The sequence below is a fragment of the Blastococcus saxobsidens genome (genome assembly GCF_002938435.1).
GTDB classification, from domain to species: Bacteria; Actinomycetota; Actinomycetes; order Mycobacteriales; family Geodermatophilaceae; genus Blastococcus; species Blastococcus saxobsidens.
The window spans coordinates 1-24,944 of sequence record NZ_POQT01000035.1 but is presented as its reverse complement, the minus strand read 5'-3'; the positions used below and the strand labels follow the sequence as shown (position 1 = coordinate 24,944).

General features: G+C 75.0%; 29 protein-coding genes and 1 pseudogene. 19 read left to right on the top strand and 11 right to left on the bottom strand.

All coding sequences use genetic code 11. The features are described from left to right. The 3 genes from C5507_RS17790 to C5507_RS17780 all read right to left on the bottom strand — a co-directional run bounded on the left by C5507_RS17790 (position 1) and on the right by C5507_RS17780 (position 3,583). Entirely contained in the window at positions 1 to 738 is a 738-nt protein-coding gene (locus C5507_RS17790) for a hypothetical protein (protein WP_104529844.1), read from the bottom strand. A gap of 318 nt (positions 739 to 1,056) precedes the next feature. Then, positions 1,057 to 2,646 carry a Na+/H+ antiporter NhaA gene (gene nhaA, locus C5507_RS17785; protein WP_104529843.1) on the bottom strand — a complete coding sequence of 530 codons (1,590 nt, stop codon included), beginning with the start codon at positions 2,644 to 2,646 and terminating at the stop codon, positions 1,057 to 1,059. Positions 2,647 to 2,734: 88 nt separating this feature from the next. After that, positions 2,735 to 3,583, bottom strand: coding sequence for an aminotransferase class IV (locus C5507_RS17780; RefSeq protein WP_104529842.1), 849 nt, complete (start codon positions 3,581 to 3,583; stop codon positions 2,735 to 2,737). Between the two features lie 38 nt (positions 3,584 to 3,621). On the opposite strand from C5507_RS17780, the gene C5507_RS17775 reads away from it, so the two are divergent. From C5507_RS17775 to C5507_RS17740, 7 genes are all read left to right on the top strand, one after another. Then, on the top strand, positions 3,622 to 4,098 hold the full coding sequence (locus C5507_RS17775; RefSeq protein ID WP_104529841.1) for a Fur family transcriptional regulator: 477 nt from the start codon (positions 3,622 to 3,624) through the stop codon (positions 4,096 to 4,098). Next, positions 4,095 to 5,195, top strand: a complete 1,101-nt coding sequence (ygfZ, locus tag C5507_RS17770; protein WP_104529840.1) for a CAF17-like 4Fe-4S cluster assembly/insertion protein YgfZ — start codon at positions 4,095 to 4,097, stop codon at positions 5,193 to 5,195. Before C5507_RS17775 ends, ygfZ begins: the two co-directional genes overlap by 4 nt. A 178-nt stretch (positions 5,196 to 5,373) precedes the next feature. Next, a complete protein-coding gene (locus C5507_RS17760) occupies positions 5,374 to 5,931 on the top strand; it encodes an RsiG family protein (protein WP_104529838.1) in 558 nt (185 codons plus the stop codon). Continuing rightward, positions 5,928 to 6,965 (top strand): asparaginase, encoded by a 1,038-nt coding sequence (locus tag C5507_RS17755; protein WP_242611180.1) that lies wholly within the window; start codon positions 5,928 to 5,930, stop codon positions 6,963 to 6,965. Before C5507_RS17760 ends, C5507_RS17755 begins: the two co-directional genes overlap by 4 nt. Positions 6,966 to 7,053: 88 nt before the next feature. Continuing rightward, on the top strand, positions 7,054 to 7,518 hold the full coding sequence (locus C5507_RS17750) for a helix-turn-helix domain-containing protein (protein ID WP_104529837.1): 465 nt from the start codon (positions 7,054 to 7,056) through the stop codon (positions 7,516 to 7,518). 28 nt (positions 7,519 to 7,546) lie between these two features. Beyond that, on the top strand, positions 7,547 to 8,296 hold the full coding sequence (locus C5507_RS17745) for a hypothetical protein (RefSeq protein WP_104529836.1): 750 nt from the start codon (positions 7,547 to 7,549) through the stop codon (positions 8,294 to 8,296). A gap of 141 nt (positions 8,297 to 8,437) precedes the next feature. Beyond that, positions 8,438 to 8,722, top strand: a complete 285-nt coding sequence (locus C5507_RS17740; RefSeq protein ID WP_104529835.1) for a DUF2516 family protein — start codon at positions 8,438 to 8,440, stop codon at positions 8,720 to 8,722. Positions 8,723 to 8,740: 18 nt separating this feature from the next. Here C5507_RS17740 and C5507_RS17735 read toward each other — a convergent pair whose 3' ends face one another. The 3 genes from C5507_RS17735 to C5507_RS17725 are packed head-to-tail and all read right to left on the bottom strand — an operon-like array spanning position 8,741 to position 10,710. Then, on the bottom strand, positions 8,741 to 8,944 hold the full coding sequence (locus tag C5507_RS17735) for a PspC domain-containing protein (RefSeq protein WP_104529834.1): 204 nt from the start codon (positions 8,942 to 8,944) through the stop codon (positions 8,741 to 8,743). 60 nt (positions 8,945 to 9,004) lie between these two features. Further along, positions 9,005 to 9,844 carry a spermidine synthase gene (locus tag C5507_RS17730; RefSeq protein WP_104529833.1) on the bottom strand — a complete coding sequence of 280 codons (840 nt, stop codon included), beginning with the start codon at positions 9,842 to 9,844 and terminating at the stop codon, positions 9,005 to 9,007. Further along, complete coding sequence (locus C5507_RS17725) at positions 9,841 to 10,710, bottom strand: class I SAM-dependent methyltransferase (protein ID WP_104529832.1); 870 nt, start codon at positions 10,708 to 10,710, stop codon at positions 9,841 to 9,843. Before C5507_RS17725 ends, C5507_RS17730 begins: the two co-directional genes overlap by 4 nt. A 34-nt stretch (positions 10,711 to 10,744) precedes the next feature. Between C5507_RS17725 and C5507_RS17720 the strand changes: the two genes are divergently transcribed. Further along, a complete protein-coding gene (locus C5507_RS17720) occupies positions 10,745 to 11,752 on the top strand; it encodes a UDP-N-acetylmuramate dehydrogenase (protein ID WP_104529831.1) in 1,008 nt (335 codons plus the stop codon). After that, positions 11,749 to 12,033 carry a hypothetical protein gene (locus C5507_RS17715; RefSeq protein WP_104529830.1) on the top strand — a complete coding sequence of 95 codons (285 nt, stop codon included), beginning with the start codon at positions 11,749 to 11,751 and terminating at the stop codon, positions 12,031 to 12,033. The genes C5507_RS17720 and C5507_RS17715 overlap by 4 nt, the downstream gene beginning before the upstream one ends. A 1-nt stretch (position 12,034) precedes the next feature. Here the strand turns inward: C5507_RS17715 and C5507_RS17710 are convergent, their stop codons facing one another. Beyond that, complete coding sequence (locus tag C5507_RS17710; RefSeq protein ID WP_104529829.1) at positions 12,035 to 12,820, bottom strand: SDR family oxidoreductase; 786 nt, start codon at positions 12,818 to 12,820, stop codon at positions 12,035 to 12,037. A gap of 108 nt (positions 12,821 to 12,928) precedes the next feature. Between C5507_RS17710 and mshA the strand changes: the two genes are divergently transcribed. The 5 genes from mshA to C5507_RS17685 all read left to right on the top strand — a co-directional run bounded on the left by mshA (position 12,929) and on the right by C5507_RS17685 (position 18,479). Then, on the top strand, positions 12,929 to 14,260 hold the full coding sequence (mshA, locus tag C5507_RS17705) for a D-inositol-3-phosphate glycosyltransferase (protein WP_104529828.1): 1,332 nt from the start codon (positions 12,929 to 12,931) through the stop codon (positions 14,258 to 14,260). Then, a complete protein-coding gene (locus C5507_RS17700) occupies positions 14,257 to 14,760 on the top strand; it encodes a type III secretion system chaperone family protein (RefSeq protein WP_104529827.1) in 504 nt (167 codons plus the stop codon). The genes mshA and C5507_RS17700 overlap by 4 nt, the downstream gene beginning before the upstream one ends. Further along, positions 14,757 to 16,316: an MFS transporter gene (locus C5507_RS17695; protein ID WP_242611179.1), complete on the top strand. Its 1,560-nt coding sequence runs from the start codon at positions 14,757 to 14,759 to the stop codon at positions 16,314 to 16,316. The genes C5507_RS17700 and C5507_RS17695 overlap by 4 nt, the downstream gene beginning before the upstream one ends. Before the next feature lie 100 nt (positions 16,317 to 16,416). Beyond that, the gene (locus tag C5507_RS17690) at positions 16,417 to 17,667 is read left to right on the top strand and encodes an aminotransferase class I/II-fold pyridoxal phosphate-dependent enzyme (RefSeq protein ID WP_158657638.1); all 1,251 of its coding nucleotides are present in this window, start codon (positions 16,417 to 16,419) and stop codon (positions 17,665 to 17,667) included. A gap of 47 nt (positions 17,668 to 17,714) precedes the next feature. Beyond that, entirely contained in the window at positions 17,715 to 18,479 is a 765-nt protein-coding gene (locus C5507_RS17685; protein WP_211295533.1) for a phosphoglyceromutase, read from the top strand. Between the two features lie 66 nt (positions 18,480 to 18,545). On the opposite strand, the gene phoU is transcribed toward C5507_RS17685, so the two are convergent. Continuing rightward, positions 18,546 to 19,208: a phosphate signaling complex protein PhoU gene (phoU, locus tag C5507_RS17680; RefSeq protein WP_104529825.1), complete on the bottom strand. Its 663-nt coding sequence runs from the start codon at positions 19,206 to 19,208 to the stop codon at positions 18,546 to 18,548. 168 nt (positions 19,209 to 19,376) lie between these two features. Between phoU and C5507_RS17675 the strand changes: the two genes are divergently transcribed. Both C5507_RS17675 and C5507_RS17670 read left to right on the top strand, forming a co-directional pair. Then, positions 19,377 to 20,579 (top strand): sensor histidine kinase, encoded by a 1,203-nt coding sequence (locus C5507_RS17675; RefSeq protein ID WP_207225852.1) that lies wholly within the window; start codon positions 19,377 to 19,379, stop codon positions 20,577 to 20,579. Further along, positions 20,576 to 21,262 carry a response regulator transcription factor gene (locus C5507_RS17670; protein WP_104529823.1) on the top strand — a complete coding sequence of 229 codons (687 nt, stop codon included), beginning with the start codon at positions 20,576 to 20,578 and terminating at the stop codon, positions 21,260 to 21,262. The genes C5507_RS17675 and C5507_RS17670 overlap by 4 nt, the downstream gene beginning before the upstream one ends. A gap of 60 nt (positions 21,263 to 21,322) precedes the next feature. On the opposite strand, the gene C5507_RS17665 is transcribed toward C5507_RS17670, so the two are convergent. Then, positions 21,323 to 21,523 carry a DUF3072 domain-containing protein gene (locus tag C5507_RS17665; RefSeq protein ID WP_104529822.1) on the bottom strand — a complete coding sequence of 67 codons (201 nt, stop codon included), beginning with the start codon at positions 21,521 to 21,523 and terminating at the stop codon, positions 21,323 to 21,325. A 10-nt stretch (positions 21,524 to 21,533) separates the two neighbouring features. Then, positions 21,534 to 21,761: a hypothetical protein gene (locus tag C5507_RS17660; RefSeq protein ID WP_104529821.1), complete on the bottom strand. Its 228-nt coding sequence runs from the start codon at positions 21,759 to 21,761 to the stop codon at positions 21,534 to 21,536. Between the two features lie 81 nt (positions 21,762 to 21,842). Between C5507_RS17660 and C5507_RS17655 the strand changes: the two genes are divergently transcribed. Beyond that, entirely contained in the window at positions 21,843 to 22,925 is a 1,083-nt protein-coding gene (locus C5507_RS17655; protein WP_104529820.1) for a helix-turn-helix domain-containing protein, read from the top strand. Here the strand turns inward: C5507_RS17655 and C5507_RS17650 are convergent. Continuing rightward, positions 22,818 to 23,642, bottom strand: a complete 825-nt coding sequence (locus C5507_RS17650) for a DUF3109 family protein (RefSeq protein WP_104529819.1) — start codon at positions 23,640 to 23,642, stop codon at positions 22,818 to 22,820. The two genes, C5507_RS17655 and C5507_RS17650, sit on opposite strands and share 108 nt — an antisense overlap. Positions 23,643 to 23,733: 91 nt before the next feature. Between C5507_RS17650 and C5507_RS17645 the strand changes: the two genes are divergently transcribed. Next, positions 23,734 to 24,678, top strand: a complete 945-nt coding sequence (locus C5507_RS17645) for a Ppx/GppA family phosphatase (protein WP_104529818.1) — start codon at positions 23,734 to 23,736, stop codon at positions 24,676 to 24,678. Then, positions 24,678 to 24,944: pseudogene (locus tag C5507_RS17640) on the top strand (hypothetical protein); the annotation flags it as partial. The gene C5507_RS17645 and the pseudogene C5507_RS17640, both read left to right, overlap by 1 nt.

Here is a 24,944-nt window from a genome sequence, read left to right as displayed (position 1 = left end):
CTACTGGTCGCGGGGTGGAATCGGGTTGACCGGGTCGTCGGCGTGGCCGACGTGGTCGTCCGGCGCGGCGGGCACGACCTCCAGGTCGGGGGCGGCCAGCAGGTCGGCGATGCACGCGGTGCTGCCGGCCACGTAGGTGCTCATCAGGTCGATGTCGGTGGACACCACCCAGGCGCGGTCGGTCGGCCACCAGATGTTGGCGCTCTGCTCGGAGGGCTCCGGTGCGAGGTTGCGGACGGCGTCGCCGGCGCTGCCCCGCACGAGAACGACGTCCCGGGCGCGCGGGAGGGGCAGGCGGGGCACGTCCCGCAGCTCGGCGGTGTCGTAGCCGAAGCCGGCCCACCGGCCCAGCCAGCACCGGTCGGGGGTGGTGGTGTGCCGGGCGAGGACGGCGGCCATGCGCTGCGCGAGCGTGCAGGGCAGGTGGCCCTCCGCGGGGGTGCCGTCCCAGGTGGGGGGCTGGCTGTCCTCGGCGAGGTACTCCCACCCGCCGGTGACCGCGGGCCACTGCATCAACGGGTGGGCGGTCGTGCCGTTGAGCGCGGCGACCTCGGTCCAGCCGATCTCGACGTCGTCGTCGCCGTCGTACCGGTAGGCCGGGTGCAGCACGCGGACGAAGTCGGGGAACCCGGCGGGCACGAGCGACCCCACGGTGCTCCAGTGCGCCCGCGCCACGGCGTCGGCGATCCAGGACCCCACGGTCACGTCCAACTCGATCGGCAGGCCGCCGAGCTGCACTGGACCTCCCCGCAGAACGGACAACCCCCGGGCTGCTCCGCGGCGCCCAGCCCCTCGACGGGGGGAGCAGCTCGCGGGCCGACTGGACAACGGTCGGCGGCCCGGGGGTCGGGTGACTGTCCGGTTCTCGCTCGCCGCCGTACGACGGACGGGCGATCATGCCGTCGTCCGGCTTCCACGCCGGACGGGCGGCCCATCTGGACGGCGGCTAGCGGACAGCCACCTCACGAGTCCTGTAGCTCAGCAAGTTACGGACCACCTCCTCTCTCGTGTGCCACGACGGTACGACCGGGGAAGCGGGCCCGGCAACCGGATTGTTCAGCCGTCGGCGAACGGCCTGGCCGGCCGCCCGGGCGGCGGACCGTCGTGCCGGTCGCGGTTGTGGTCGGCCCGGTCGTCGACCGTCTCGTAGTCGGCCGGGGGCGCCTGGACCGGCTCGCCGGCGAGCCCGGACCCGGGCGGCGGGCCGTGCTGCGGATCGCGGTTGTGGTCGGCCCGGTCGTCGACCGTCTCGTAGCCGGCCGGGGGTGCCTCGTCCGGGTCGCCGGTGCGCCCGTACCCGGGGGGCGGGGGGCCCTGCCGGTCCGGGCCGGTCGCGACGCGGTCGTCGACGGGGTCCCAGGCGTCCGGGATGCCGTCGCGGTCGAGGTCGGACCGCTCGCCGGCGTACAGCTGCTTGTAGCGGCGGTTGCGCAGCCGGAGGATCACGGCGGCGACCACCGCGGCGAGCAGCGTCCCGAACAGGATGCCGACCTTCGCGTGCTCGTAGCTCTCGCTCTCGGCCCCGTAGGCAAGCTCGGTGATCAGCAGCGAGACGGTGAAGCCCATGCCGCCGAGCAGCGCCAGGCCCACGACGTCGGGCCAGCCCAGGTTCTCGTCGAGCTGCGCGCGGGTGAAGCGGGAGACCAGCCAGGTGGCGCCGGTGATGCCGATCGCCTTGCCGGCCACCAGCCCGACCATGATGCCGACGGCGATGCTGTCGCCGAGCGACTCGCCCAGGCCGGACAGCCCGCCGACGGCCACGCCCGCGGAGAAGAACGCGAACACCGGGACGGCCACCCCGGCCGACAGCGGACGGATGCGGTGCTCGAAGTGCTCGGCGAGCCCCGGGCCGGCGTCAGGCCCGCCGGCCGCGTCGCTGCGGACCACCGGCACGGTGAAGGCCAGCAGCACGCCGGCGACCGTGGCATGCACGCCGGACTCGTGCATCAGCACCCAGGTGATGGCCGCGAGCGGCAGCAGCAGCCACCAGGACCGGATCCGCTTCTGCACGAGGAAGCCGAAGACCGCCAGCGGCAGCAGCGAGAGCAGGAGCGCCGGGACGACCAGCTCGTCGGTGTAGAAGATCGCGATGACCACGATGGCCAGCAGGTCGTCGACGACCGCGAGGGTGAGCAGGAAGGTGCGCAGCGCGCTGGGCAGGTGCGTGCTGATCACCGCCAGCACGGCGAGCGCGAAGGCGATGTCGGTGGCCGACGGGATCGCCCACCCGCGCAGGGCGCCCTCCGGTCCGCCGAGGTTGATCAGCACGAAGAACAGGGCGGGCACCGCCATCCCGCCCACGGCGGCGGCGATCGGAAGCGCCGCGCGGCGGGGCTCGCGGAGGTCGCCGGCCACGAACTCGCGCTTGAGCTCCAGGCCGGCGACGAAGAAGAAGATCGCCAGCAGGCCGTCGGCGGCCCACGTGCCCAGCGACAGGTCCAGGTGCAGGGCGGACGGCCCGACGCGGGTGTCGCGCAGCGCCTCGTAGGTGTCGCCCCACGGGGAGTTGGCCCAGACGAGCGCTACCGCCGCGCCGATGAGCAGGAGGACCCCGCCGACGGTCTCCTTGCGCAGCACCTCCGTGACCCGGCGGGCCTCGGTCCAGGAGCCGCGCCCGAAGAGGCGGTTCGGAGACGTGGAGGTCATGGGGCAGCTCCTGTTGCAGGCGTCGGCTGGGGCCGTGCCCTCGACGGACACGTTGCCGACCAGACTTCCCGGCGCACCTGGGGCAACGCTACCGGGCGAGCAGCTCCCGGACCCGGCGGGAGAGCCCCGCGTCCCCCCGGCGGACGCCGTCGAGCGTGTGCACGGTGGCTGCGCCCCGGACGCCGGAGAGCAACCAGACGGCGTCGGCCGCGTGCAGGTCGTCGACGGTGCCGGCGGTGACGGCCGTCGGCCAGCCGTCCGCCTCGGCGCGGGCGAACAACCGCGCCTGGGTCGTGCCGGCCAGGATCCCGGTGTCGGCCGGCGGCGTGTGCAGCGCTCCGCCCGTCGCCCACACCACGGTGGACGTGGGCCCCTCGAGCACCCGGCCCTCCAGGCTGGTGAGGACGACGTCGTCGGCGCCCAGGTCGTGGGCGTGCCGCTGGGCGGCCATGTTCACCGCGTAGGAGAGCGTCTTCGCCCCGCCGAGCAGCCACGGCGCGCCGGCGCGGAAGTCGGCCGGCACGCCGAGCCCGAGGCTGACCACCGAGATGCCCTCGGTGCGCTGCCGGAGGGTGTCGGCGGGGACGGGCGCGAGCAGCGCCAGGGCGGTCGGCGGGGTGCCGTCGCCGAGCCCGCGGGTGAGGAAGAGCCGGCAGACGCCCTCGAGCCCGGGTTGCCAATCGACGACGACCGCCGCGACCAGCCGGCGCCAGGCGGAGCCCCCGGGGGAGACCAGCCCGAGCAGGGACGCCGAGCGGTCCAGCCGTGCCAGGTGGGCGTCGAGGTGCGGCGTGCGGCCCTCGACGACGGCCACGGACTCGAAGACGCCGTCACCGCGACCGAGGCCCTGGTCGAAGGCGGTCACCACCGGTTCCGCCGCGGGCACCGCCACGGCCGCGCCGTCCCGCCAGATCGCGACCGTGCGCTGCTCCGTCACGGCTCCAGCCTGCCGCACCCCCGGCATAGGCTCAGCACATGGGCCCGGAGCACACCATCGCGCGCGCGGACCCGGCCGCGCCGCTGGCCGAGCAGCTGCGGTCCCGCGGCCTGCGGCTGACGCCGCAGCGCGCGCGGGTGCTGGACGCCGTCAGCAGCCTCGAGCACGCGACCCCGGAGGCCATCGGCGCCCGGCTGCGCGAGGAGGCGGGCCCGGGCGGCAGCGCGCCGGACACCTCGACCGTCTACCGCACGCTCGAGCTGCTGGAGAGCCTCGGCCTGGTCTGGCACACCCACCTGGGGCGCGGCGCGCCGGTCTACCACGCCGCGCAGCGGCCGCACCTGCACGTCGTCTGCGCCTCCTGCGGGGAGATCGCCTCGGCGGCGCCGGACCTGCTGGACGAGGCGGCGGAACGTCTGGCCGCCGATCTGGGTTTCACCGTGGACGTCGGCCACGTCGCCCTGTCGGGGACGTGCCGTGCCTGTCGGAACCGAGCAGTCCAGGAGAAGCCGTGACCGCCTCACCCCTGCTGTCCCTCCCCGGCGCCGTCCCGGAGGAGGGCGGCCAGGTCGCGCACCACTACGGCGACCCGCTGCGGGAGCAGCGGACCCTCGCCGAGGGGGCGGGGCTGGTCGACCGCAGCGACCGCGACGTCCTCGTCGTCCCGGGCGCCGACCGGCTGTCCTGGCTGCACAGCATCACCAGCCAGCACTTCGAGCGGCTGACCGACGGCGCGGGCAGCGAGGCGCTGGTGCTGTCCCCGAACGGGCACGTGGAGCACCACCTCGTCGTCGCGGAGCTGGCCGGCAGCACGTGGGCCGACGTCGAGCCCGGCACCGGGACCGAGCTGCTCGGGTTCCTCGACCGGATGCGGTTCATGCTCCGGGTGGAGCCGCAGCTGGTGACCGATCGCTGGGCCCTCCTGTCGCTGGTGGGACCCGAGGCCCCCGGGGTGCTCGCCGCCGCCGGGCTGCCCGCCCCCGACGAGGAGTACGCCGTCGCCCCGCTGGAGACCGGCTTCGTCCGCCGCATGCCCCCGATCGGCGACGGCGGGGCGGCGGTGCTGGACCTCCTGGTGCCGCGCGCCGCGCTCGGCGAGGTGGCGGACCGGCTGCTGGCCGCGGGTGCGCGGCCGGCCGGCACCTGGGCGTACGATGCGCTGCGGGTGGAGGCCCGCCGCCCGCGCTTCGGGTTCGACAGCGACCACCGGACCATCCCGAACGAGCTGGAGTGGCTGACCACCGCCGTCCACCTGGAGAAGGGCTGCTACCGCGGGCAGGAGACGGTGGCCCGGGTGCACAACCTCGGCCGTCCGCCGCGGCGGCTGGTGCTGCTGCACCTCGACGGTGTCAGCGAGGACCTGCCGGTGGCCGGCGACCCGGTGCTCGCCGGCACCCGCACGGTCGGCCGGCTGGGCAGCGTCGCGCGCCACCACGAGCTGGGCGTCATCGCGCTCGCGCTGGTGAAGCAGTCCGTCGGGCCCGACGCAGCCCTCACGGTGGGCGGCTCGACGGCCGCGATCGACCCCGACGACACGGCCCCCGAGCTCGACGAGACCCGGGCGGCGGCGCGCGACCGGGTGCGTGCGGTCCGGTCTGCGACGATCCGGTAGTGACCTGGTCCGCTCGGCTCCGCGGCGCGGCCGCCACACGCGGCCCGGGAAGTGGGCAGGAGCTCCGCGCTGACCTACGCTCCGGGCGAGCCGGTGCGTCCCGCACCGCCCAGCGCCCGCCGATGACCACCGCCGATGCCCGTCCGATGCCGGGGATCACGCACCTGGAGGCCGCCCCGTGAGCCCGAAGCCGTCCCCCGCCGGCGGTGCCGCCGTCGACGCCCTGCTGGACCCGGCCTTCCTCGACAGCGCGGTCTCGCGCCCGATGGGCGAGGTGCGGCAGCTGCGCCGCGAGGCGGAGCAGGAGGAGGTCAACCTCTCCTACACCCGCCGGCTCCTCCAGGGCCGGCTGGACATCGTGCGCCGGGAGCTGCAGCGCCGGGCCGAGGACGACGGGCGGTCTCTGGTGGACCTGCTGCCGGAGATCCTGGCGGAGAAGGGGCGCGGTCCCGCACACGGCCTCGGCCGCCACCAGACGGTGCAGCCGGCCCGCCCCGAGGACTACGAGTCCTGGGTGAACTCGCTGACGCCGGGGGCGGACCTCTCGGCGATCTCGGAGCTGTCGGACAGGAAGCTCGAGGCCGCGGCGCGGTCGTTGGCCGAAGCGGAGAAGGGCCTGTCGGAGCGCCGCCGCGGCGTCCAGCAGGTCATGGACGGGCTGGCCGCGGAGCTGGGTCGCCGGTACCGCGACGGCGAGGCCGACGTGGCGGCGCTGCTGGCCGACGAGGGTCGGTGAAGGAGCCCCTCGCCCCCCACCACTCGCAGGCTCGCGGTGGGGCCCTGCGAGTGGGCCGTTCCAGCCCCTCACCTTGGCCGGACAACCCCGTCCTCGTCGAGGTGCGGCGATCCGGCTTCCTGGAGTCGGTGCACCGGGGCTCGCTGGTCGTGCTCGACGCGACGGGCCAGGTGACCTTCGCGGCCGGTGCGGTGGATCGCCCGACCCTGCCGCGGTCGTCGAACAAGCCGGTGCAGGCGACGACGATGCTCGCCGCGGGCTGGGTGCCGGCGTCCGGCGAGGAGCTGGCGATCGCCGCCGGCTCCCATCTCGGCGAGGACGGCCACCGGGAGACCGCGGCCGCGATCCTCGCGGCGGCCGGCCTGGGGTCCGAGGCCCTCGGCTGCCCCCCGGCGATGCCGTCGCACGAGGCGACGAAGGCGGCCTGGCTCACCGCCGGCCGCGCACCGGAGCGGCTGGCGATGAACTGCTCGGGCAAGCACGCGGCGATGCTGGCCGCCTGCGTGGCCGCCGGCTGGCCGACCGAGGGGTACCTGTCCCGTGATCACCCCCTGCAGCAGGCGATCGAGGCCCGGCTGGCCGACGCCGCCGGGGAGCCGGTCACCGCCGTCGTCGTCGACGGCTGCGGTGCTCCGCAGCACGCGCTGTCGCTGACCGGGCTGGCCCGCGGTGTGCTGTCGCTGGTGGCGGCGCCGGAGGGTTCGGCCGGTCGGGCGGTGGCCGACGCCATGCGGGCCCACCCCTGGTTCGTGGCCGGCACCGGGCGCGAGGACACCGATCTCATGCGCGCGGTCCCCGGGCTGCTGGTCAAGGGCGGCGCCGACGGCGTGCACGTGGCGGCCCTGGCCGGCGCCGGCGCGGTGGCGCTCAAGCTCGACGACGGTGGGGACCGGGGCCGCACGCCGGCCCTCGGCGCCGGGTTGCGACGGCTCGGGGTGCCGGCCGAGGTGCTTGCTCCGTGGGCGCGCACGCCTGTGTCCGGGGGTGACGGAGTCGTCGGCGAGGTCGCGGAATCGGCGTTCCTCAACGCCTGAGCGGGACTTTCCTACTGTGAGCGTGGTCACGCCGATCTGCTAGCTCCAGCGCTTGCAGGAGCTAGCACCTAGGGTTAGCGTCGTACCCGTGCAGACCCCCGGTGAGTTCGTTCGCGAGCAGGTGACGACGGTCCGTTCCACGGTGGACCGGGTCGCCGGCAGCGTGGCGGAGACGGTCTCGGACGCCCCCAGCGTGTCCGCCGTCAGCTCCTCGGTGGGCGACTTCATCCGCGAGCAGCGCAACGCCGCCCGGGTGTCCCTGCGCGAGCTGGCCCGCACCGCGGGGGTCAGCAACCCGTACCTGTCCCAGGTGGAGCGGGGGCTTCGCAAGCCGTCAGCGGAGATCCTCGCGTCCATCGCCCGGGGCCTGAAGATCTCGGCCGAGACGCTCTACGAGCAGGCGGGGATCCTCGACCGGCGTTCCGGGAACCCGGACACCGTGGCGGCGATCCGCGCGGACGAATCGCTGTCCGAGCGCCACAAGGCCGTCCTGCTCGAGCTCTACGAGACCTACGTCCGGGAGCACCGGGCGACGTCCCCGGCCGCCAGCTGAACCCCCATCTCTCTCCCAAGGAGTCGGCATGACCCCCACCCAGACCGTGAAGCAGTACGCCGAGCAGGCCCGCACCCCGCTGCTGGCCGTCGTCGGCGCCGGTGACCTCGCCGTCGAGCGGGCCCGCACCGTCGTCGCCTCGTTCCGCACCAAGGCCGAGGCCCTGCCGGGCGAGGCCCAGGTCCAGGCCGACCTGGCCGTGAAGGAGGCCCGGACCCGGGCCACCGAGGCCGCCGGCACCGCGCGCAGCACCGTGCAGCAGCTGGCCACCGTCGCCCGGCCCGACGTGCTGCGCAGCACCGTCGCCGGCCTGGTCGAGACCGCCCGCACCCAGGCGGTCAGCACCGTCGGGACGCTGGCCGAGCGCGGCGCCGTCGTGGTCGAGGAGCTGCGCCGCCAGCCCGCCGTCCGTCGCGTCGTCCGCCGCGCCGAGGAGGCCGTGGACACCGTCGAGGACACCCTCGAGGAGGCGCTCGAGGAGACCGCCGAGGCCGTCACCGAGGCGTCCGACGAGGTGACCTCGATCGTGCAGAAGACGGCCGGTAAGGCCACCAAGGCCGCCGCCAAGGCCGAAGACGCCGTGCGGGAGACCGCCGAGTCGACCAAGGCCTCCGTGGCCGAGGTCGCCGAAGAGCCGGCGCAGGCGCCCAAGGCCAAGTCGACGGCGAAGAAGAGCAGCGCCGCCGCGAAGAAGTCCCCGGCCACGACGGCCCGCGTCAACCGCGCCCGCACCGCCCGCCGGAGCGACCCGACCGCCGTGCCGGCCAAGAAGAACTGACCCACCGGTCCCACGACCAGGGCCCCGGAGCTGCGACCAGCGCTCCGGGGCCCTGTCGCGTCCGGTCACGCCGTGCCGCCCCGGGGGGAAGCTGCGGCGTCGCCCCCTGGCCGTGGGGGTCACCGCGAGTAGCCTGGGCCCATGCCCGAGTTCGACTGGTTGCTGCTCACCGCCCTGACCTGGGGCGGTCTGGCACTGGCCGCCTGGGCCTTCGTCGACTCGCTGATCCGCCCGGCAGGTGCCTTCGTGGCCGCCGGCAAGCTGACCAAGCCCGGGTGGATGGCGATCACCGGGCTGGCCACCGCGATCGTCTACCTGTTCGGCCTGATGAGCTTCCTCGGCCTGCCGGCGATCATCGCCGCGACCGTCTACCTGGTCGACGTGCGCCCCGCGGTCCGCGGCCTGCGCCGCGGCAACAGCTGGTAGCCCGGCGCACGACCCGTCTCAGGGCTGGTCGTCGGCCGGGATGAGGATCCAGAGCAGCAGGTAGGCGACGAACTGCGGGCCGGGGAGCACGCAGGAGATCAGGAAGGCCACGCGCAGGCCGCCGCGGGACAGGCCGTAGCGGCGCGCGATCCCGGCGCACACGCCCGCGACGAGCTTGTTCCGGGAGGCCCGGCGGAGCCGGTACGAGGCAGGCGTCGTCATGCGGGCAGCCTACGGTCGCGGTGCGCCGGACGGGCCCGGCGCACAACCGCCGGTCGGCGCTCAGCGACCGAAGACGCCCGCCGGTGGTTCGGGTGAGGGCTGGGCGTCGGCGTCCCGGACCGGCTGGGCCGCGCCGGTGAACTGCTCGAGGTCCGCCCCGTCGACGACCCGGGAGGGCATGGGGTCACGGGCGCAGGCGCGGCTGAGCCCGGCCAGGGGGAGCCCGGCATCGGAGGCCACGGCGACGAGGTTGCCGAAGCGGCGGCCGCGCAGCGTCCCCGGCTCGGCGAGCAGGCAGACGTGCCGGAAGGCGGTGCGGAGGGTGGCGACCTGGGCGCGGGCGAAGCGCAACGGGGGGCCGTCGGCGACGTTCGCGACGTAGAAACCGCCGGGGCGCAGCACGCGGGCCGCCTCGGCCGCGAACTCGGCGCTGGTCAGGTGCGCCGGGGTGCGGGCGCCCGCGAACACGTCGGTGATCACCACGTCGGCGCTCGCCGGATGCATCGTGATCAGCGCGGCGCGGGCGTCGGCCGCACGCACGCGGATGCGGGCGCGCCGGGGGAGCGGCAGGTGCTCGCGGACCAGCTCGGTGAGCGGTTCGTCGATCTCGACCACCCGCTGCCGGGACCCGGGTCGGGTGGTGGCGACGTACCGGGGCAGGGTCAGCGCCCCGCCGCCCAGGTGCACGACGTCCAGTGCGGCGCCCGGTTCGGCGGCCAGGTCGAGGACGTGCCCCATGCGGCGGACGTACTCGAACTCCAGGTGCGCCGGGTCGTCGAGGTCCACGTGCGACTGCGGGGTGCCGTTCACCAGCAGCATCCAGGCCCCGTCGCGGTCGGCGTCGGCCAGCAGCTCGGCGGTGCCGCCGGTGACCGGCGTCGGTCCGGGCGGGATCCTCATGCGCCCACCGGGGCGACCGCCGACCAGCGCACGGTCACCTCGCCGTGGCGCCACCGGCGGCTGGACCCCACCAGCGGCCAGCCCTGCTCGCCGAGCGCCTCCACGGCGGCGACCCAGCGCTGCCGCGGGCCGAACGTCGACAGCCCCGCGGCGGCGGCCCACGCGGCGTCGAACGCCCGCAGGAACTCGTGCACCGGCTGCCCGGGCACGTTGTGGTGGATCAGCGCCTTGGGCAGCCGCTCGGCCAGGTCCGACGGCGTCCCGATGTCCGACACCCGGGCGGCCAGGGTCAGGGTGAGCGGACCGTCGGCGTCCAGCGCCACCCACGCCGAGCGCCGTCCCCACTCGTCGCAGGTGCCCTCCACGAGCAGCCCGCCGGGCGCCAGCGCGCGGCGCATCGTGTCCCAGGCGCGGGCCGCGGACTCCTCGTCGTACTGGCGCAGCACGTTGAAGGCGCGCACCAGGACCGGCTGCAGGCCGGCCAGCTCGAACCCGCCCACGCCGAAGTCGACCCGCGGCGGGTCCCGGTCCTCGGCCACGGCGGCGACCCGCTCGGGATCGATCTCCAGCCCGACGACCTCCAGGCCGTCGACCTCGGGCCCGAGCCGCTCCACCAGCTCCAGCGTGGTCACCGCCGAGGAGCCGTAGCCGAGGTCCACCACGAGCGGTCGGGCGGAGTCGCGCAGCCGGGGGACCTGGGTGGTCACGATCCACCGGTCGACGCGCCGCAGCCGGTTGGCGTTCGTGGTGCCGCGGGTGGGGAGGCCGAGCGCCCGGGCCCGTCCGGCGGCCAGTCGGGGGGCCTTCCGCTGCGGCTGCGGGGACAGCGAGGCCCGACGTTTGTGATCGTTGCCCGCCTCGCTCACCGGGCGTCAGGGTAGTCCCGGTTACCGTCGACCCGTGCAGGTGCGATCCGACGTCCGTCTCGCGGACCTCACCACCCTCGCCGTCGGCGGTCCCGCGGAGCGGCTGATCGAGGTGGAGACCGCTGCGGAACTGGTGACGGCGGTCCGCGACGCCGACGAGTCCGGCCGCCCCCTGCTGGTGCTCGGCGGCGGGTCCAACCTCATCGCCCCGGACGAGGGCTGGCCCGGGGACGTCGTCGCCGTGCGGTCCCGGGGGATCGAGCGGACGGGGAACTCCCTCACCGTCCAGGCGGGGGAGGACTGGGACCACCTGGTCGGCTACACCGTGGAGGCCGGGCTGGCCGGCATGGAGGCGCTGTCCGGCATCCCCGGCTCCACGGGTGCGACGCCGGTGCAGAACGTGGGCGCCTACGGCCAGGAGGTCGCCCAGACGATCACCGAGGTGCACGCCTACGACCGGCACGAGAAGACCCAGCGCGTGCTCTCCCCGGCCGACTGCGGTTTCGCCTACCGCGACAGCCGGCTCAAGCGCGAGCCCGGCCGCTTCGTCGTCCTCGAGGTGACCTTCGCGCTGCACCGGGGCGAGCTCTCCCGGCCGGTCGGCTACGCCGAGCTGGCGCGCAGCCTCGGCATCGAGGTGGGCGAGACGGCGCCGCTGGCCGCCGTCCGGGACGCGGTGCTGGCGCTGCGCCGCGGCAAGGGCATGGTCTGGGACCCGGCCGATCCCGACAGCCGCAGCGCCGGCTCGTTCTTCACCAACCCGATCGTGCCCGCGGAGCGCGCCGTCGAGGGCTGCCCGAGCTGGCCGGCCGGCGACGGGCGGGTCAAGCTCAGCGCCGCCTGGCTGGTGCAGCACGCCGGCTTCGGCCGCGGGACGCGCGACGGGCACGTCGGGACGTCGTCGCGGCACAGCCTGGCGCTGACCACCGAGGACGGCGCGACCGCCGCCGAGCTGCTCGCCTTCGCCGGGCGGATCGTTGCCACCGTCGAGGAGCGGTTCGGCGTCACTCTCGACCGCGAACCGACGGCGGTGCGGCCGTGACGACGGACGACGACCGCCAGACGCAGCTGCGCGCCCTGTACACGCTGCTCTCCGCGGCCCACCCCAGCCCCAGCGGGCAGGCGAGCGACGCGGAGTGGACCGCCTGGATGGACCGGACCGGTGCCGACGGCGATCTCGCGGGGCTGCTCCACTCCGCCGCGCACGGGGCCCGTTTCGACGGCGCCGAGCTCGCGCCCTACCGCGAGGCATCGGAGCGCTGCGGATCGCGGCTGGATCCCGCCGCCCTGGCAGAGGCGTACCGATTGCTCGCGGCGGAGTAGTTCAGCTCTCCCGCGCGACCTTGTGCTGGGCGGCCTGGGCGCGGGGGCGGACGACGAGCAGGTCCACGTTCACGTGGTGCGGGCGGGTGAGCGCCCAGGCGATGCAGTCGGCGACGTCCTCGGCCACCAGCGGCTCGCGCACACCCTGGTAGACCGCGTCGGCCTTGTCGGCGGAACCGAGCCGGTTCAGCGAGAACTCCTCGGTGCGCACCATCCCCGGCGCGATCTCGATGACCCGCACCGGCTCGCCGCAGAGCTCCAGCCGCAACGTCTCCGCCAGCGTGTGCACCCCGTGCTTGGCCGCGGTATAGGACGCCCCGCCCTCGTAGGAGGTGAGCCCGGCGGTCGAGCCGACGAACAGCACGTCACCCGCACCTGAGGCCCGCAGCGCGGGGAGCAGCGCCTTGGTCAGCCGCACCGTCCCGAGCACGTTCACCTCGTAGGTGCGCGCCCACGCGTCGAGGTCGGCATCGGCCACGGGGTTGGCGTCGAACGCCCCGCCGGCGTTGTTGACCAGCACGTCCACCCGGTCCAGCGCGGTCACGAACGCCGCGACCGACGCCGGGTCGGTCACGTCCAACGGCAGCGCCCGCGCCCCGACCGACGACGCCAGCTCCTCCAGCCGGTCGACCCGGCGGGCGCCGACGACGACGTCGAAACCCTCGGCCGCCAGCCGGGCAGCGGTCGCCGCGCCGATGCCGCTGGAGGCCCCGGTGACGACGGCGGTGCGCCCGCGACCGGGCAGCGGGCGGGACTCGGACGGGGTGGTCTCGGTGGGGTCGGGCATGCGGGCCATCCTCGCGCTGTTGCAGGATGGGAACCAGACGGGGGTGCCGCGGAGGCGCCCGGCCAGGAATCCGCACCAGCCGGTGCAGCGCAGAGCGGGAGGTCGCACGTGCCCGCTCGCCGCTTCCCGGGTCCGGGGCTGCCCCGGCGGGTGGCGACCCTCTCGGTGCACACCAGCCCCCTCGACCAGCCCGGCGCCGGCGACGCGGGCGGCATGAACGTCTACATCGTCGAGGTCTCCCGCCGGCTGGCCGCCCGCGGCATCGCCGTCGACGTCTTCACCCGCGCCACCTCCAGCGACCTCCCGCCGGTCGTCGAGATGAGCCCCGGTGTCACCGTGCGGCACGTCAGCGCCGGTCCGTTCGAGGGTCTGGGCAAGGAGGAACTGCCGGCCCAGCTGTGCGCGTTCACCGCCGCGGTGCTGCGCGAGGAGGCCCAGCACGAGCCGGGCTACTACGACGTCGTCCACTCCCACTACTGGCTCTCCGGCCAGGTCGGCTACCTCGCCCGGGACCGGTGGAGCGTGCCGCTGGTGCACACCGCGCACACCCTGGCCAAGGTCAAGAACGAGGCGCTGGCCGCCGGTGACCGTCCCGAGCCCCGATCCCGGGTGATCGGCGAGGAGCAGGTCGTCGCCGAGGCCGACCGGCTGGTCGCCAACACCGACGAGGAGGCCCGCCAGCTGGTGCGCCTCTACGGCGCGGACCCGGCCCGCACGCTCGTCGTCCCGCCCGGCGTCGACCTGGACCGGTTCGCCCCCGGCAGCCGGACGGCGGCCCGGCGTGCCGTCGGCGTCCCGGACGACGCCGTCGTGCTGCTCTTCGTCGGCCGCATCCAGCCGCTCAAGGCCCCCGACGTCCTGCTCGGCACGGCTGCCCGGATGCTCGCCGACGACCCGGCGCTGCGCGACCGGCTGCAGGTGCACGTCGTCGGCGCCCCCAGCGGCACCGGCCTGGACGCGCCCCGGCAGCTGGAGAAGCTGGCCGTCGAACTGGGCATCCCCGACATCGTCCGGTTCTCCCCGCCGCAGCCCCCGGAGCGGCTCGCCGACTTCTACCGCGCCGCCGACGTCACCGTGGTGCCCAGCCACAACGAGTCCTTCGGCCTGGTGGCGCTGGAGTCGCAGGCCTGCGGTACCCCCGTCGTCGCGGCCGCCGTGGGCGGGCTGCCGACGGCGGTCCGCGACGGCGTCTCCGGCGTCCTGGTCCCCGGCCACGACCCGGCCGACTACGCGGTCGCGGTGCGCGCCGTCCTGGCCCGCCGGGAGCTGCTGGCCGCCGGCGCCCGACGGCACGCCGGCCGCTTCTCCTGGGACCGCACCGTGGACGCGCTGGTGGACGGCTACGCCGCCGCGGCCCGTGACATGGCCGCCGCTCCGGTCCGGCGGGCCCGGCGGGGCGGTGCCCTGCGCTCGCTGCCCGGGATGTCGGTGGCCCGGTGAGCACGGTCGACGAGCTCGACGCCGTCATCGACCAGACGCTGCGCGACAGCGAGCTGGTGCACGAGCACCCGCGGCCGGGCACCTGGCTCGTCGACCTGCCGGGCACCAAGAAGCTCAAGACCGTCTGCGGGCTGATCGTGGGAGAGCACTCGCTGCGGGTGGAGGCGTTCGTCTGCCGCCAGCCGGACGAGAACCGCGAGCAGCTGTGGACCTACCTGTTGCAGCACAACGCGCGCATGTACGGCGTCAGCTACTCGATCGACTCCGTCGGCGACGTCTACCTGACCGGGCGGCTGCCGCACGCCGCCGTCACCCCCGATGAGCTCGACCGCCTCCTCGGCGCGGTGCTCAGCTACGCCGACGACCACTTCAACACCATGCTGGAGATCGGGTTCGGCACCGCCATCCGCCGCGAGTGGGAGTGGCGGGTCAAGCGCGGGGAGCCGCTGCGCAACCTCGAGGCCTTCGCGTCGTTCGCGGATCCCACCCGCCGGTCTTGAGGCCCGGGGTCGAGACCTCCCCCGGCTACTCCCGCCGCTGGTGGGTGCTGGCCACCATGACGGTCTGCCTGCTCGTGGTGATCATGGGCAACACGATCCTCAACGTCGCCATCCCGACTCTCCAGCGGGAGCTCGGCGCCACCCAGGGCGAGCTCCAGTGGGCGGTGGACTCCTACATCCTCGTGTTCGCCGGGCTGCTGTTCTCCTGGGGCGTCATCGGCGACCGGATCGGCCGCCGCCGGGTCCTGCTCATCGGGCTGGGCGTCTTCGCCGTCGGCTCGGTGCTGGCCGCCTTCAGCGACAGCCCGCTGGAGCTGATCGCCTGGCGTGCGGTCATGGGCGCCGGCGGTGCGGCGGTCCAGCCGACGACGCTCGCCGTCATCACCAACGTCTTCCCGCCGCACGAGCGCGGACGGGCCATCGGCGTCTGGGCGGGGACCGCGGGCATCGCCATCGCCGGCGGGCCGCTGGCCGGCGGGGCCGTCCTCGAGCACTTCTGGTGGGGGGCGGTCTTCCTCGTCGGCGTGCCGGTCGCCGTGCTCGGCCTGGTGGCCGTCTTCGCGGTCGTCCCCGAGTCGCGCGACCCCAGCCCCGGCCGGCTGGACGTCCCCGGTGTGCTGCTGTCGATCGTCGCCCTGGCGGGGCTCGTCTACGGGATCATCCGCGGTGGCAGCGGCGAGGGCTGGACGACGCCCGGCGTCCTGGTGCCGCTGCTGGGCGGGCTGATCCTGCTCGCGCTGTTCGTCTGGCTGCAGCGCCGTTCCGCCCATCCCGCGCTGGACGTCTCGCTGTTCCGCGACCCCGCCTTCTCGGCGGCCGCGGGCGCCCTCGGGCTGAACTTCTTCGCGCTGCTCGGCGCCACGTTCTACCTGGTGTTCTACCTGCAGGGTGTCCTCGGCTACAGCCCTCTGGAGAGCGGTGCCGCGCTCATCCCGGTAGCCCTCGGCATGGCGGTCATGGCGCCGCCGAGCTCCGGGCTGGCCGACCGGTTCGGCGCCAAGGCGGTCTGCGCGACCGGCTTCGCGCTCATCGCGCTGTCCTTCCTCGGGGTCCAGCTGCTCGGGCTGACCACCCCGCTGTGGCTGCTGGTCGGGGTCCTCGCCGTGCAGGGGATCGGCATGGGGGCGGTCATGGCGCCGGCCACCGAGTCGATCATGTCCGTCGTGCCCCGCGACAAGGCCGGCGCCGGCGCAGCGGTGAACAACTCGGTGCGCCAGGTGGGCGGGGCCCTCGGCGTGGCGATCCTGGGCTCGATCCTGACCGCCTCCTACGCCGCGCACCTCGGCGCGGCGGCCGACCGGCTCCCGCCGGAGGCGCGGGAGGAGGCCGCGCAGTCCATCGTCGCCACCCTCGAGGCCGTCCGCCGGGTGCAGGCCGACGGCGACCCGGAGGCGGTCGCGGCGGCCGCCGAGGTGGTCGGTCCGGCCCGCGAGGCCTTCGTCTCGGCCATGCACGTGACCGCGATCGGTACGGCGGCGGCCTCGATCGTGGCCGCCGGGGTGGTGCTGATCTGGCTGCCGGGCAGGCGCCGCGAGGTGTCCTCGGTCACGGAGTGACTCGATCGGGCAACGAAGAGTTGACGTCCGGCCCCTGCGATCGGCGATCCTTGCCGCGACGCAGGCGGGGCCTCCCGCGACACCGCGGAGGGAGTCCCCCGTGCCCGACCACGCCTCCGGCCCCCGGCCGGGACGCCGGGACCCCTTCGCGCCGCTCCTGCAGAACCCGCTGGCCGCGCTGCTGCGCGAGCACAACGACGCCGGCCAGGCCACGCACTCCGTTCCCACCGGCGGCGCGCCGCTGCCGGTGACCACGTACGCCGACGGCCGGGCGCGCATCAACCTCGGGACGGGCAACTACCTGGGTCTGGCCGGTGATCCCCGGGTGGTCGAGGCGGCGGTCGCGGCGCTGCGCCGCTACGGCACGAGCGCCTCGGGCAGCCGGGTGCTCAACGGCACCACCGCGCTGCACCTGGAGCTGGAGGGGGAGCTGGCCGACCACTACGGCACCGAGGCGGCGGTGCTCACCTCCTCGGGGGTGAACGCCAACCTCGCGCTGCTGTCCACCGTCTGCGGGCCGGACGACGTCCTGCTCGTCGACGCCCACGTGCACGCCAGCCTGCACGCCGCTGCCGCGGCGAGCCGGGGGTCTGTCGTCCGCTGGCGGCACAACGACCTGGACTCGCTGAGCACCCGGCTGGAGCGGTTGGACGCCCGCGCCGGGGCCGTGATCGTGGTCGACGGCGTCTACTCCATGACCGGCGAGCTCGCCCCGCTGGCCGAGATCGTCGCCCTCTGCCAGCGGCACTCGGTGCGGTTGGTCGTCGACGAGGCGCACGGACTCGGGGTGCTCGGCGCCGGGGGGCGTGGCGCGGCCGAGCAGGCCGGGGTGCTGGACCGGGTCGACGCGGTCACCGTCGCGCTCAGCAAGTCCCTGGCCAGCGTGGGCGGTGCGGTGATGACCTCGCGCGCGGCCGCCGACGGCATCCGCGCCGGCGCCGTGCCCTACGTCTTCAGCGCGGCCAACGACCCGGCCTCGGTGGCGGCCGCCCTCAGCGCGCTGCGCATCCTGCGCGCCGAGCCCGAGCGGATCGCCCGTCTGCAGCGCAACGGCGAGCTGCTGCGCACGGCGCTGGCCGAGGCCGGGGCGCCGGCGGTCCCCGGCCGCGGCGCGGTCCTCGCCGTCCCGACCGGCAGCGAGGAGGTGACCGCGACGGCCTGGCGGTACTGCTTCGACCACGGCGTCTACGCCAACGCGGTCGCCTACCCCGCCGTCCCGCGGGGGAGGGGCGTGCTGCGGCTGACCGTGATGGCCACGCACACCGAGGAGCAGCTGCGCGAGGCCGCGCAGGTCGTGGCGGCGGCGGTGCGCTGGGTGCGGGACGGGGAGCGGGAGCTGGCGCCGGCCTGACCCCGGCCCGGCGGTCGGCGCTGCCCGCTCCGGCGCCGTCCGGCAGGATGATCGCCGTGACGACCTCCCCGGGAACCCTGGTGCTGCTCCGCCACGGCGAGAGCGAGTGGAACAAGGCCAACCTCTTCACCGGCTGGGTGGACGTGCCGCTCACCGAGAAGGGGCGCGAGGAGGCCGCCCGCGGCGGCCGATTGATGGCCGAGCACGGGTTGCTGCCCGACGTCTCGCACACCTCGCTGCTCCGGCGGGCGATCATGACCGCCGAGCTGGCGCTGCACGAGGCCGACCGGCAGTGGATCCCCGTGATGCGCTCGTGGCGGCTCAACGAGCGGCACTACGGCGCGCTGCAGGGCAAGGACAAGGCCGCCACCCTCGCCGAGTACGGCGAGGAGCAGTTCATGACCTGGCGTCGCTCCTACGACACGCCACCGCCGCCGATCGAGGCGGGCAGCGAGTTCTCCCAGGACACCGACGCCCGGTACTCGTTCCTGCCGCCCGAGGCGCGGCCGGCCACCGAGTGCCTGGCGGACGTCGTCGTCCGGATGCTGCCGTACTGGTACGACGCGATCGTCCCGGACCTGCGCCAGGGCAAGACCGTCCTGGTGGCCGCCCACGGCAACAGCCTGCGCGCGCTGGTGAAGCACCTGGACGGCATGGGCGAGGACGAGGTGGTCGGGCTCAACATCCCGACCGGTGTCCCGCTGCGCTACGACCTCGACGCCGACCTGCGGCCCAGGAAGCCGGGCGGGGAGTACCTCGACCCCGAGGCCGCCGCGGCCGCCATCGAGGCCGTCAAGAACCAGGGCAAGTGAAAGGACCCCCTTGCCCCCCACCCCTCGCACGCTCGGGGCGGGGCCCTGCAAGGGGGCCTGCCGCCGTCAGGGGTGGCTGACCTCGGGCACGTGCCGCTCGCCGGTGACCAGGTAGACCACCCGGCGGGCGACGCCGACGGCGTGGTCGCCGAACCGCTCGTAGTAGCGGCCCAGCAGCGTGATGTCGATGGCCGTCTCGACGCCGTGCGGCCACTTGTCCGACAGCAGTTCCCGGAACAGCTCGCGGTGGATCGCGTCCATCGCGTCGTCGTCGGTCTCCAGCTCGCGGGCGGCCTCGACATCGCGGGTGGCGATCACGGTGCCGGCCTTGGCGATGAGCATCTCCGCGACGTGCCCGGCCTCGAGGAAGGCCGGCCGGACCTCCTGCGGCACGGCGTGCTCCGGGAACCGCATCCGCGCCACCTTCGAGATGTGCTCGCAGAGGTCGCCCATCCGCTCGAGGTCGCTCACCATCCGCATCGCGGTGGTGATGACCCGCAGGTCGCCGGCGACCGGCTGCTGGCGGGCGAGCAAGGTGAAGCAGCGCTGTTCGATGTTCTCGCGCATGGCGTCGATCTGCTCGTCGCCGGCGATCACCAGGTCGGCCAGGGCGACGTCGGCGTCGAGCAGCGCGGTGGTGGCCGTGGACATCGCCGAGCCCACCGCGTTCGCCATGCCCACCAGACAGGCGTTGATGTCGTCGAGTTCCTCGCGGTAGCTGTCGCGCACGGGTCGTCCTCTCGTCGTGGTTCCCCGGCGACGGTAGGCGCCACCGAGGGCGGGTCGCTCGCCGCCAGGTGAACGTCGACCCACTCAGCAGTGAACTCTGACCCGTCCGGGCGGTGAACCCGTGCCGCACGGCCGGGAAAGCGCCCGTGGACGCCTAGCATCTGGGCCGTGAGTCCACTGGTCGCCCTGGTGGTCGGCCTCGTCCTCGGTGGGGTGGTGGTCGCCACCGTCCTCATCCGCTCCCGCACCGATTCGGGTCCCTCCGCCGACGTCCCGGGCCTGACGCTGCCCGAGGCGGCGTTGGCCCGTCGGCTGGTCGACCTGATCGACCCGGCGATCGTCTTCGTGGGCACCGACGACGCGGTGCTGCTCGCCAACCCCGCCGCCCGGGCGCTCGGCATCGTGCGCGGTGACCGGCTGATCGTCGCCGAGCTGCTCGCCCTCGCCCGCGAGGTGCGGGCCGCCGGCAGCCGGCGTGGTGACATCCAGCTGCCCGGCGACCTGGTCGGCGCGGGTCCGCGCCTGGTCGGCGTGCACGGCGTGCGCCTGGACAGCGGGACGGTCCAGCGGCCGGGGCCGGTCGCCCTGCTCCTGCAGGACGTGACCGAGGCACGCCGGGTCGAGGCGGTGCGGCGCGACTTCGTGGCCAACGTCGGGCACGAGCTGAAGACCCCCGTCGGCGCCCTGGCGCTGCTGGCGGAGGCGATCGAGGGCGCCGCCGACGACCCGGAGGCGGTGCAGCGGTTCGCCGGTCGGATCGCGCACGAGGCCGATCGGCTGGGCCGGCTGGTCCGGGAGCTGATCGACCTCTCCAGGCTCCAGGGCGGCGAGCCGCTGCCGGAGCTGCTGCCGGTGGAGGTCGACCGCGTGCTGGCCGAGGCCGTGGACCGGACCCGCACCGCGGCCCGCGCCAAGAAGCTCGACATCGTCGTGGGCGGGCAGCCGGGTCTGCGCGTGCGCGGGGTGGAGAACCAGCTGGCCACCGCGGTCACCAACCTGCTGGCCAACGCCGTGGCCTACAGCGAGGGGGAGAGCCGGATCGCCGTCGCGGCCCGGTCGCGCTCGGGGTTCGCCGAGATCACCGTGACCGACAGCGGCATCGGCATCCCGCGCGCGGACCGGCACCGCATCTTCGAGCGCTTCTACCGCGTGGACCAGTCGCGGGCGAGCAGCACCGGTGGGACCGGCCTCGGGCTGGCCATCGTCAAGCACGTCGCGAGCAACCACGGTGGCTCGGTCACAGTCTGGAGCGAGGAGGGCCTGGGGTCGACCTTCACCCTGCGCATCCCGCTCGCCGAGCCCGCCGACCACCCCATGTCCCCACCGGCCGTCGTCCCCACCCCCCAGTCGAAGGAGTCCGAGCGTTCATGACCCGCGTGCTGGTCGTCGAGGACGAGGAGTCCTTCTCCGACGCCCTGTCCTACATGCTGCGCCGGGAGGGCTTCGAGACCGTCGTGGCCGCCACCGGCCCGGATGCGCTCGCCGAGTTCGACCGCGACGGCGCCGACATCGTGCTGCTGGACCTGATGCTGCCCGGGCTCTCGGGCACCGAGGTGTGCCGGGCGCTGCGCGCCCGGGGGAACGTGCCGATCATCATGCTGACCGCCAAGGACAGCGAGATCGACAAGGTCGTCGGCCTGGAGCTCGGCGCCGACGACTACGTGACCAAGCCCTACTCGGCCCGCGAGCTGGTCGCCCGGATCCGCGCGGTGCTGCGGCGGCGCGGCGAGGCGGCGGAGTCGGTGTCCGACGAAGGTGTGCTCACCGCCGGTCCGGTCCGGATGGATGTCGAGCGGCACGTGGTCGCCGTCGACGGGCAGCCGGTGGCCCTGCCGCTCAAGGAGTTCGACCTGCTGGAGTTCCTCATGCGGAACGCGGGCCGGGTGCTCACCCGCGCCCAGCTGATCGATCGCGTGTGGGGGTCGGACTACGTCGGCGACACCAAGACCCTGGACGTCCACGTGAAGCGGCTGCGCGCCAAGCTCGAGCCCGACCCCGCCAACCCGACCTACCTGCTGACGGTGCGGGGCCTGGGCTACAAGCTCGAGGCCTGAGGCAGGGCCCCCTGCTCCGCCGGGGGCCGGGGCAGGGGCAGGGTCGGCCGCCCCGACGGCTCAGTTCTTCAGGTCGTCGATCTTCTGCGAGGCCTCGGCCTTGGTGAGCTCGTCGGGGTCGACGTCCTCGTCGGTGTTGCGCGCGAGTGTCTCCAGGTAGCTCTTCTGCGCGCCGGTGGCCGGCTCGTCGCCGGTCACCCAGTCGGCCGGGTCCTTCTCCGCCGACGCGGCGGGCTGGCTGTTGGCGTTCGATTCGCTCATGTGTTCGAGCCTAGGCCGGGACCGGGTGCTGCGCACGGTGAGCGGGCGCGGCCGGCTGTGCCGCACGGGCGGCCCGGGTGGCCTCCCACCGACGGCCGGTCCGGTAGACGTGCACGGCTCCGCACGCGGGGCAGTCCACGTGCAGCGCCACGTGCGTCGGGTGGTTGACGACCGACCGGATCCGCCGGTCGGCGACCAGCTCGTCGGAGCGGGTGACGGGGCAGGTGATCAGCAGCATGCGATCAGCCTGGCCCTCGCCGGCTCCCGGGACGAGTGGCAGATGTGACCGCTATCGCGTCTTTTCTGCCATCATGCCGACATGAGCCTTCCCGACCCCCCGATCGTGGTCAGCGCCCTCGTCGCCGACGGCCTCGTCGGCAGTTTCGGCGTGGGGGTCGCCGCCGAGGTGTTCGGCTACGACCGCCGGCAGCTCGGCCTGCCGCGGTTCGACTTCGCGCTGGTCAGCGAGCAGCCCGGGCTGCTCCGCACCGACACGGGGATCGCGATCGCCGTCGAGCACGGCCTCGACCGGCTGGACCGCTCCGACATCGTCCTCATCACCGCGTGGGAGCTGTACGAGGAGGACCCGTCGGCAGCGCTGCTCGACGCCCTCCGCGCCGCCGCGGCGCGGGGCGCCGTCCTGGTCAGCCACTGCACCGGCGCCTTCGTGCTGGCGGCTGCCGGGCTGCTCGACGGCATGCGGGTCACCACCCACTGGAAGTACGCCGGGGAGCTCGCCGCCCGGTTCCCCCGGCTCGACGTCGACCCGTCGGTCCTCTACGTCGACAACGGGTCGATCATCACCGGGGCCGGGACGGCGGCCGGTGTGGACACCCTGCTGCACCTGCTCCGGCGGGAGTGGGGCGCCGCCGCGGCGAACGCCCTGGCCCGGGAGATGGTGGTGCCGCCGCACCGCGACGGCGGCCAGGCGCAGTTCGTCGACGCGCCCGTGCCCGCCTGCCAGGACGACCTGCTCGGGGTCGTCCTGGAGTGGGCCGGGCGCAACCTGGCCGAGGACATCTCGGTGGACGTGCTGGCCCGGCGTGCCCTCATGAGCCCGCGCAGCTTCGCCCGGCGGTTCAGGGCCACGACGGGCACCACGCCGCACGCCTGGCTGCTGGGCCAGCGGCTGGCCGCGGCCGAGGAACTGCTGGAGAACAGCGATGCCTCCGTCGAGGAGGTCGCGCGGCTGGTCGGCTTCGGCACCGCCGCCGGCCTGCGCGAGCAGTTCACCCGCCGGCGCGGCGTCTCCCCGAGGGCCTACCGCCGGACGTTCCGCGCCGGCCGGCCGGCGTCAGGTGCCAGGGCGGCGGCGGTGCAGCTCGACGGGCACCGGCCGGGGGCTCGCGGGATGGGGGGCGATCAGACCCTGGTCGAGGCGGAGTTCGGTCAGCCGGCGTAGCTCGGCGTAGGCGGCGTCCCCCAGCAGGGCGGTGAGCTCGGCGGCGTAGGTGTCCACCAGCGGCTCGGGCGCGACGTGCGCCGTGGGGGAGCCGGTGCACCACCAGTGCAGGTCGTGGCCGCCGGCACCCCAGCCCCGCCGGTCGAACTCGCCGATCGTGGACACCAGGACGCGCGTCCCGTCCGGCCGGTCCACGTGCTCCTGCTCCCGGCGCACCGGGAGCTGCCAGCACACGTCGGGCTTGGTGGTGAGCGGGTGCAGCCCGGTGCGCAGCGCCATGCGGTGCAGCGCGCAGCCGCCGCCGCCCGGGAACCCCGGCCGGTTGAGGAAGACGCATGCCCCGTCGACCACCCGCGTGCGCAGCGACCGGACACACGTCCCCTCGCCGGTGGGCTCGTCGTCGGCGGGGTCCTCCTCGGTCCACGCCCCACGGCCGACCGCGGCGAGCTGCCAGTCCTCGTCTCCGAGGTCGGCGACGGCGGCGGTCACCCGGTGCAAATCGTCCTCGTCGGTGAAGAAGGCCCCGTGGCTGCAGCAGCCGTCGTCCGGGCGCCCCTCTACCACGCCGGCGCAGCCGCGGCCGAACACGCAGGTCCACGCCGAGGCCAGCCAGGTCAGATCTGCGCGGACGACGTGCTCGGGGTCGGCCGGGTCGGGGAACTCCACCCACTCCCGCGGGAAGTCGAGGGGAACCTCCGGGGGCGGGGCGTCGGGCACCGCACCAGCGTAGAGAAGCACCCCCCTCCCCCTCGCGCCTCGCTCCGCTCGCCGCGAGCCTCTGGAGGGGGCCGTCGGGCAGACTGGGCGCATGCGACTCGGGGTGCTGGACGTCGGCTCGAACACCGTGCACCTCCTCGTGGTGGACGCCCACCGCGGCGCACACCCCACACCGATGCACGACGACAGGTCCGTGCTGCGGCTGGCCGAGCACGTCGGGCCGGACGACGTGCTGTCCAGGGCGGGGGAGAAGGCGCTCCTGCGCGCGGTCCAGGACGCCTGCGAGCAGGCCGAGGCGCAGGGGTGCGACGAGTTCATGGCCCTGGTGACCTCCGCGATCCGCGAGGCGGCCAACGGGCTGGAGGTGCTGGAGCGGATCCGCGAGCGCACCGGCGTCCAGCTCGAGGTGCTGACCGGCGAGGACGAGGCGCGGCTGACCTTCCTCGCCGTCCGCCGCTGGTTCGGGTGGAGCGCGGGGCGGCTGATGGTCCTCGACATCGGCGGGGGCTCCCTGGAGCTGGCCGCCGGGATCGACGAGGACCCGGAGGTGGCGCTGTCGCTGCCGCTGGGTGCCGGCCGGATGACGCGCCGCTTCCTGCCGGAGGCGCGGGACGGGGGCCGGCCGGACCTCACCGCCCTGGACGCGCTCGCCGCGCACGCCGCCGACCTGCTCGCGCCCGCCGCCGAGAAGATCACCGCCGTCGGGCCGCCCGACCTCGTGGTGGCCACGAGCAAGACGTTCCGCACGCTCGCCCGCCTCGCCGGGGCCGCGCCGTCCTCGGCCGGGCTGCGGGCGCACCGCGAGCTGACGGCCACCGGGCTGGGGCAGCTGGTGGGCTTCGTGTCGCGCATCGAGTCCGCCGCGCTGGCCGAGCTGCCGGGTGTCTCGTCCGACCGCGCGCACCAGGTTCCCGCTGGAGCGGTCGTCGCTGCCGCAACTCTGCGTGCGCTGGACGTACCGTGCGTGCGGATCTGTCCGTGGGCGCTGCGCGAAGGTGTCATCCTGCGCAGGCTGGACTCGATGGGAGGGGCGTGATGGCCGAACCGGACTGGAACCCGGACACGGGAGGGCGGTCGCTCGCCGAGATCCTCCGCGAGGCCGACATCGAGTCCGCGGCCCGGCAGCAGGCCCGCCGTCGCCGCCTCGAGGACGACGACGACACCGGTATCCGTCAGCGGCGGGCCGACGACGCGGCCGCCGACCGCGGTGGATTCGGGCGGCGGCGCAGCGACCTGCTCGCCGAGTCCCCGCCGCCCGGGGGCCGCGCGGCCCGGCCGGTGCAGCGCGGCACGGCCGGCTCG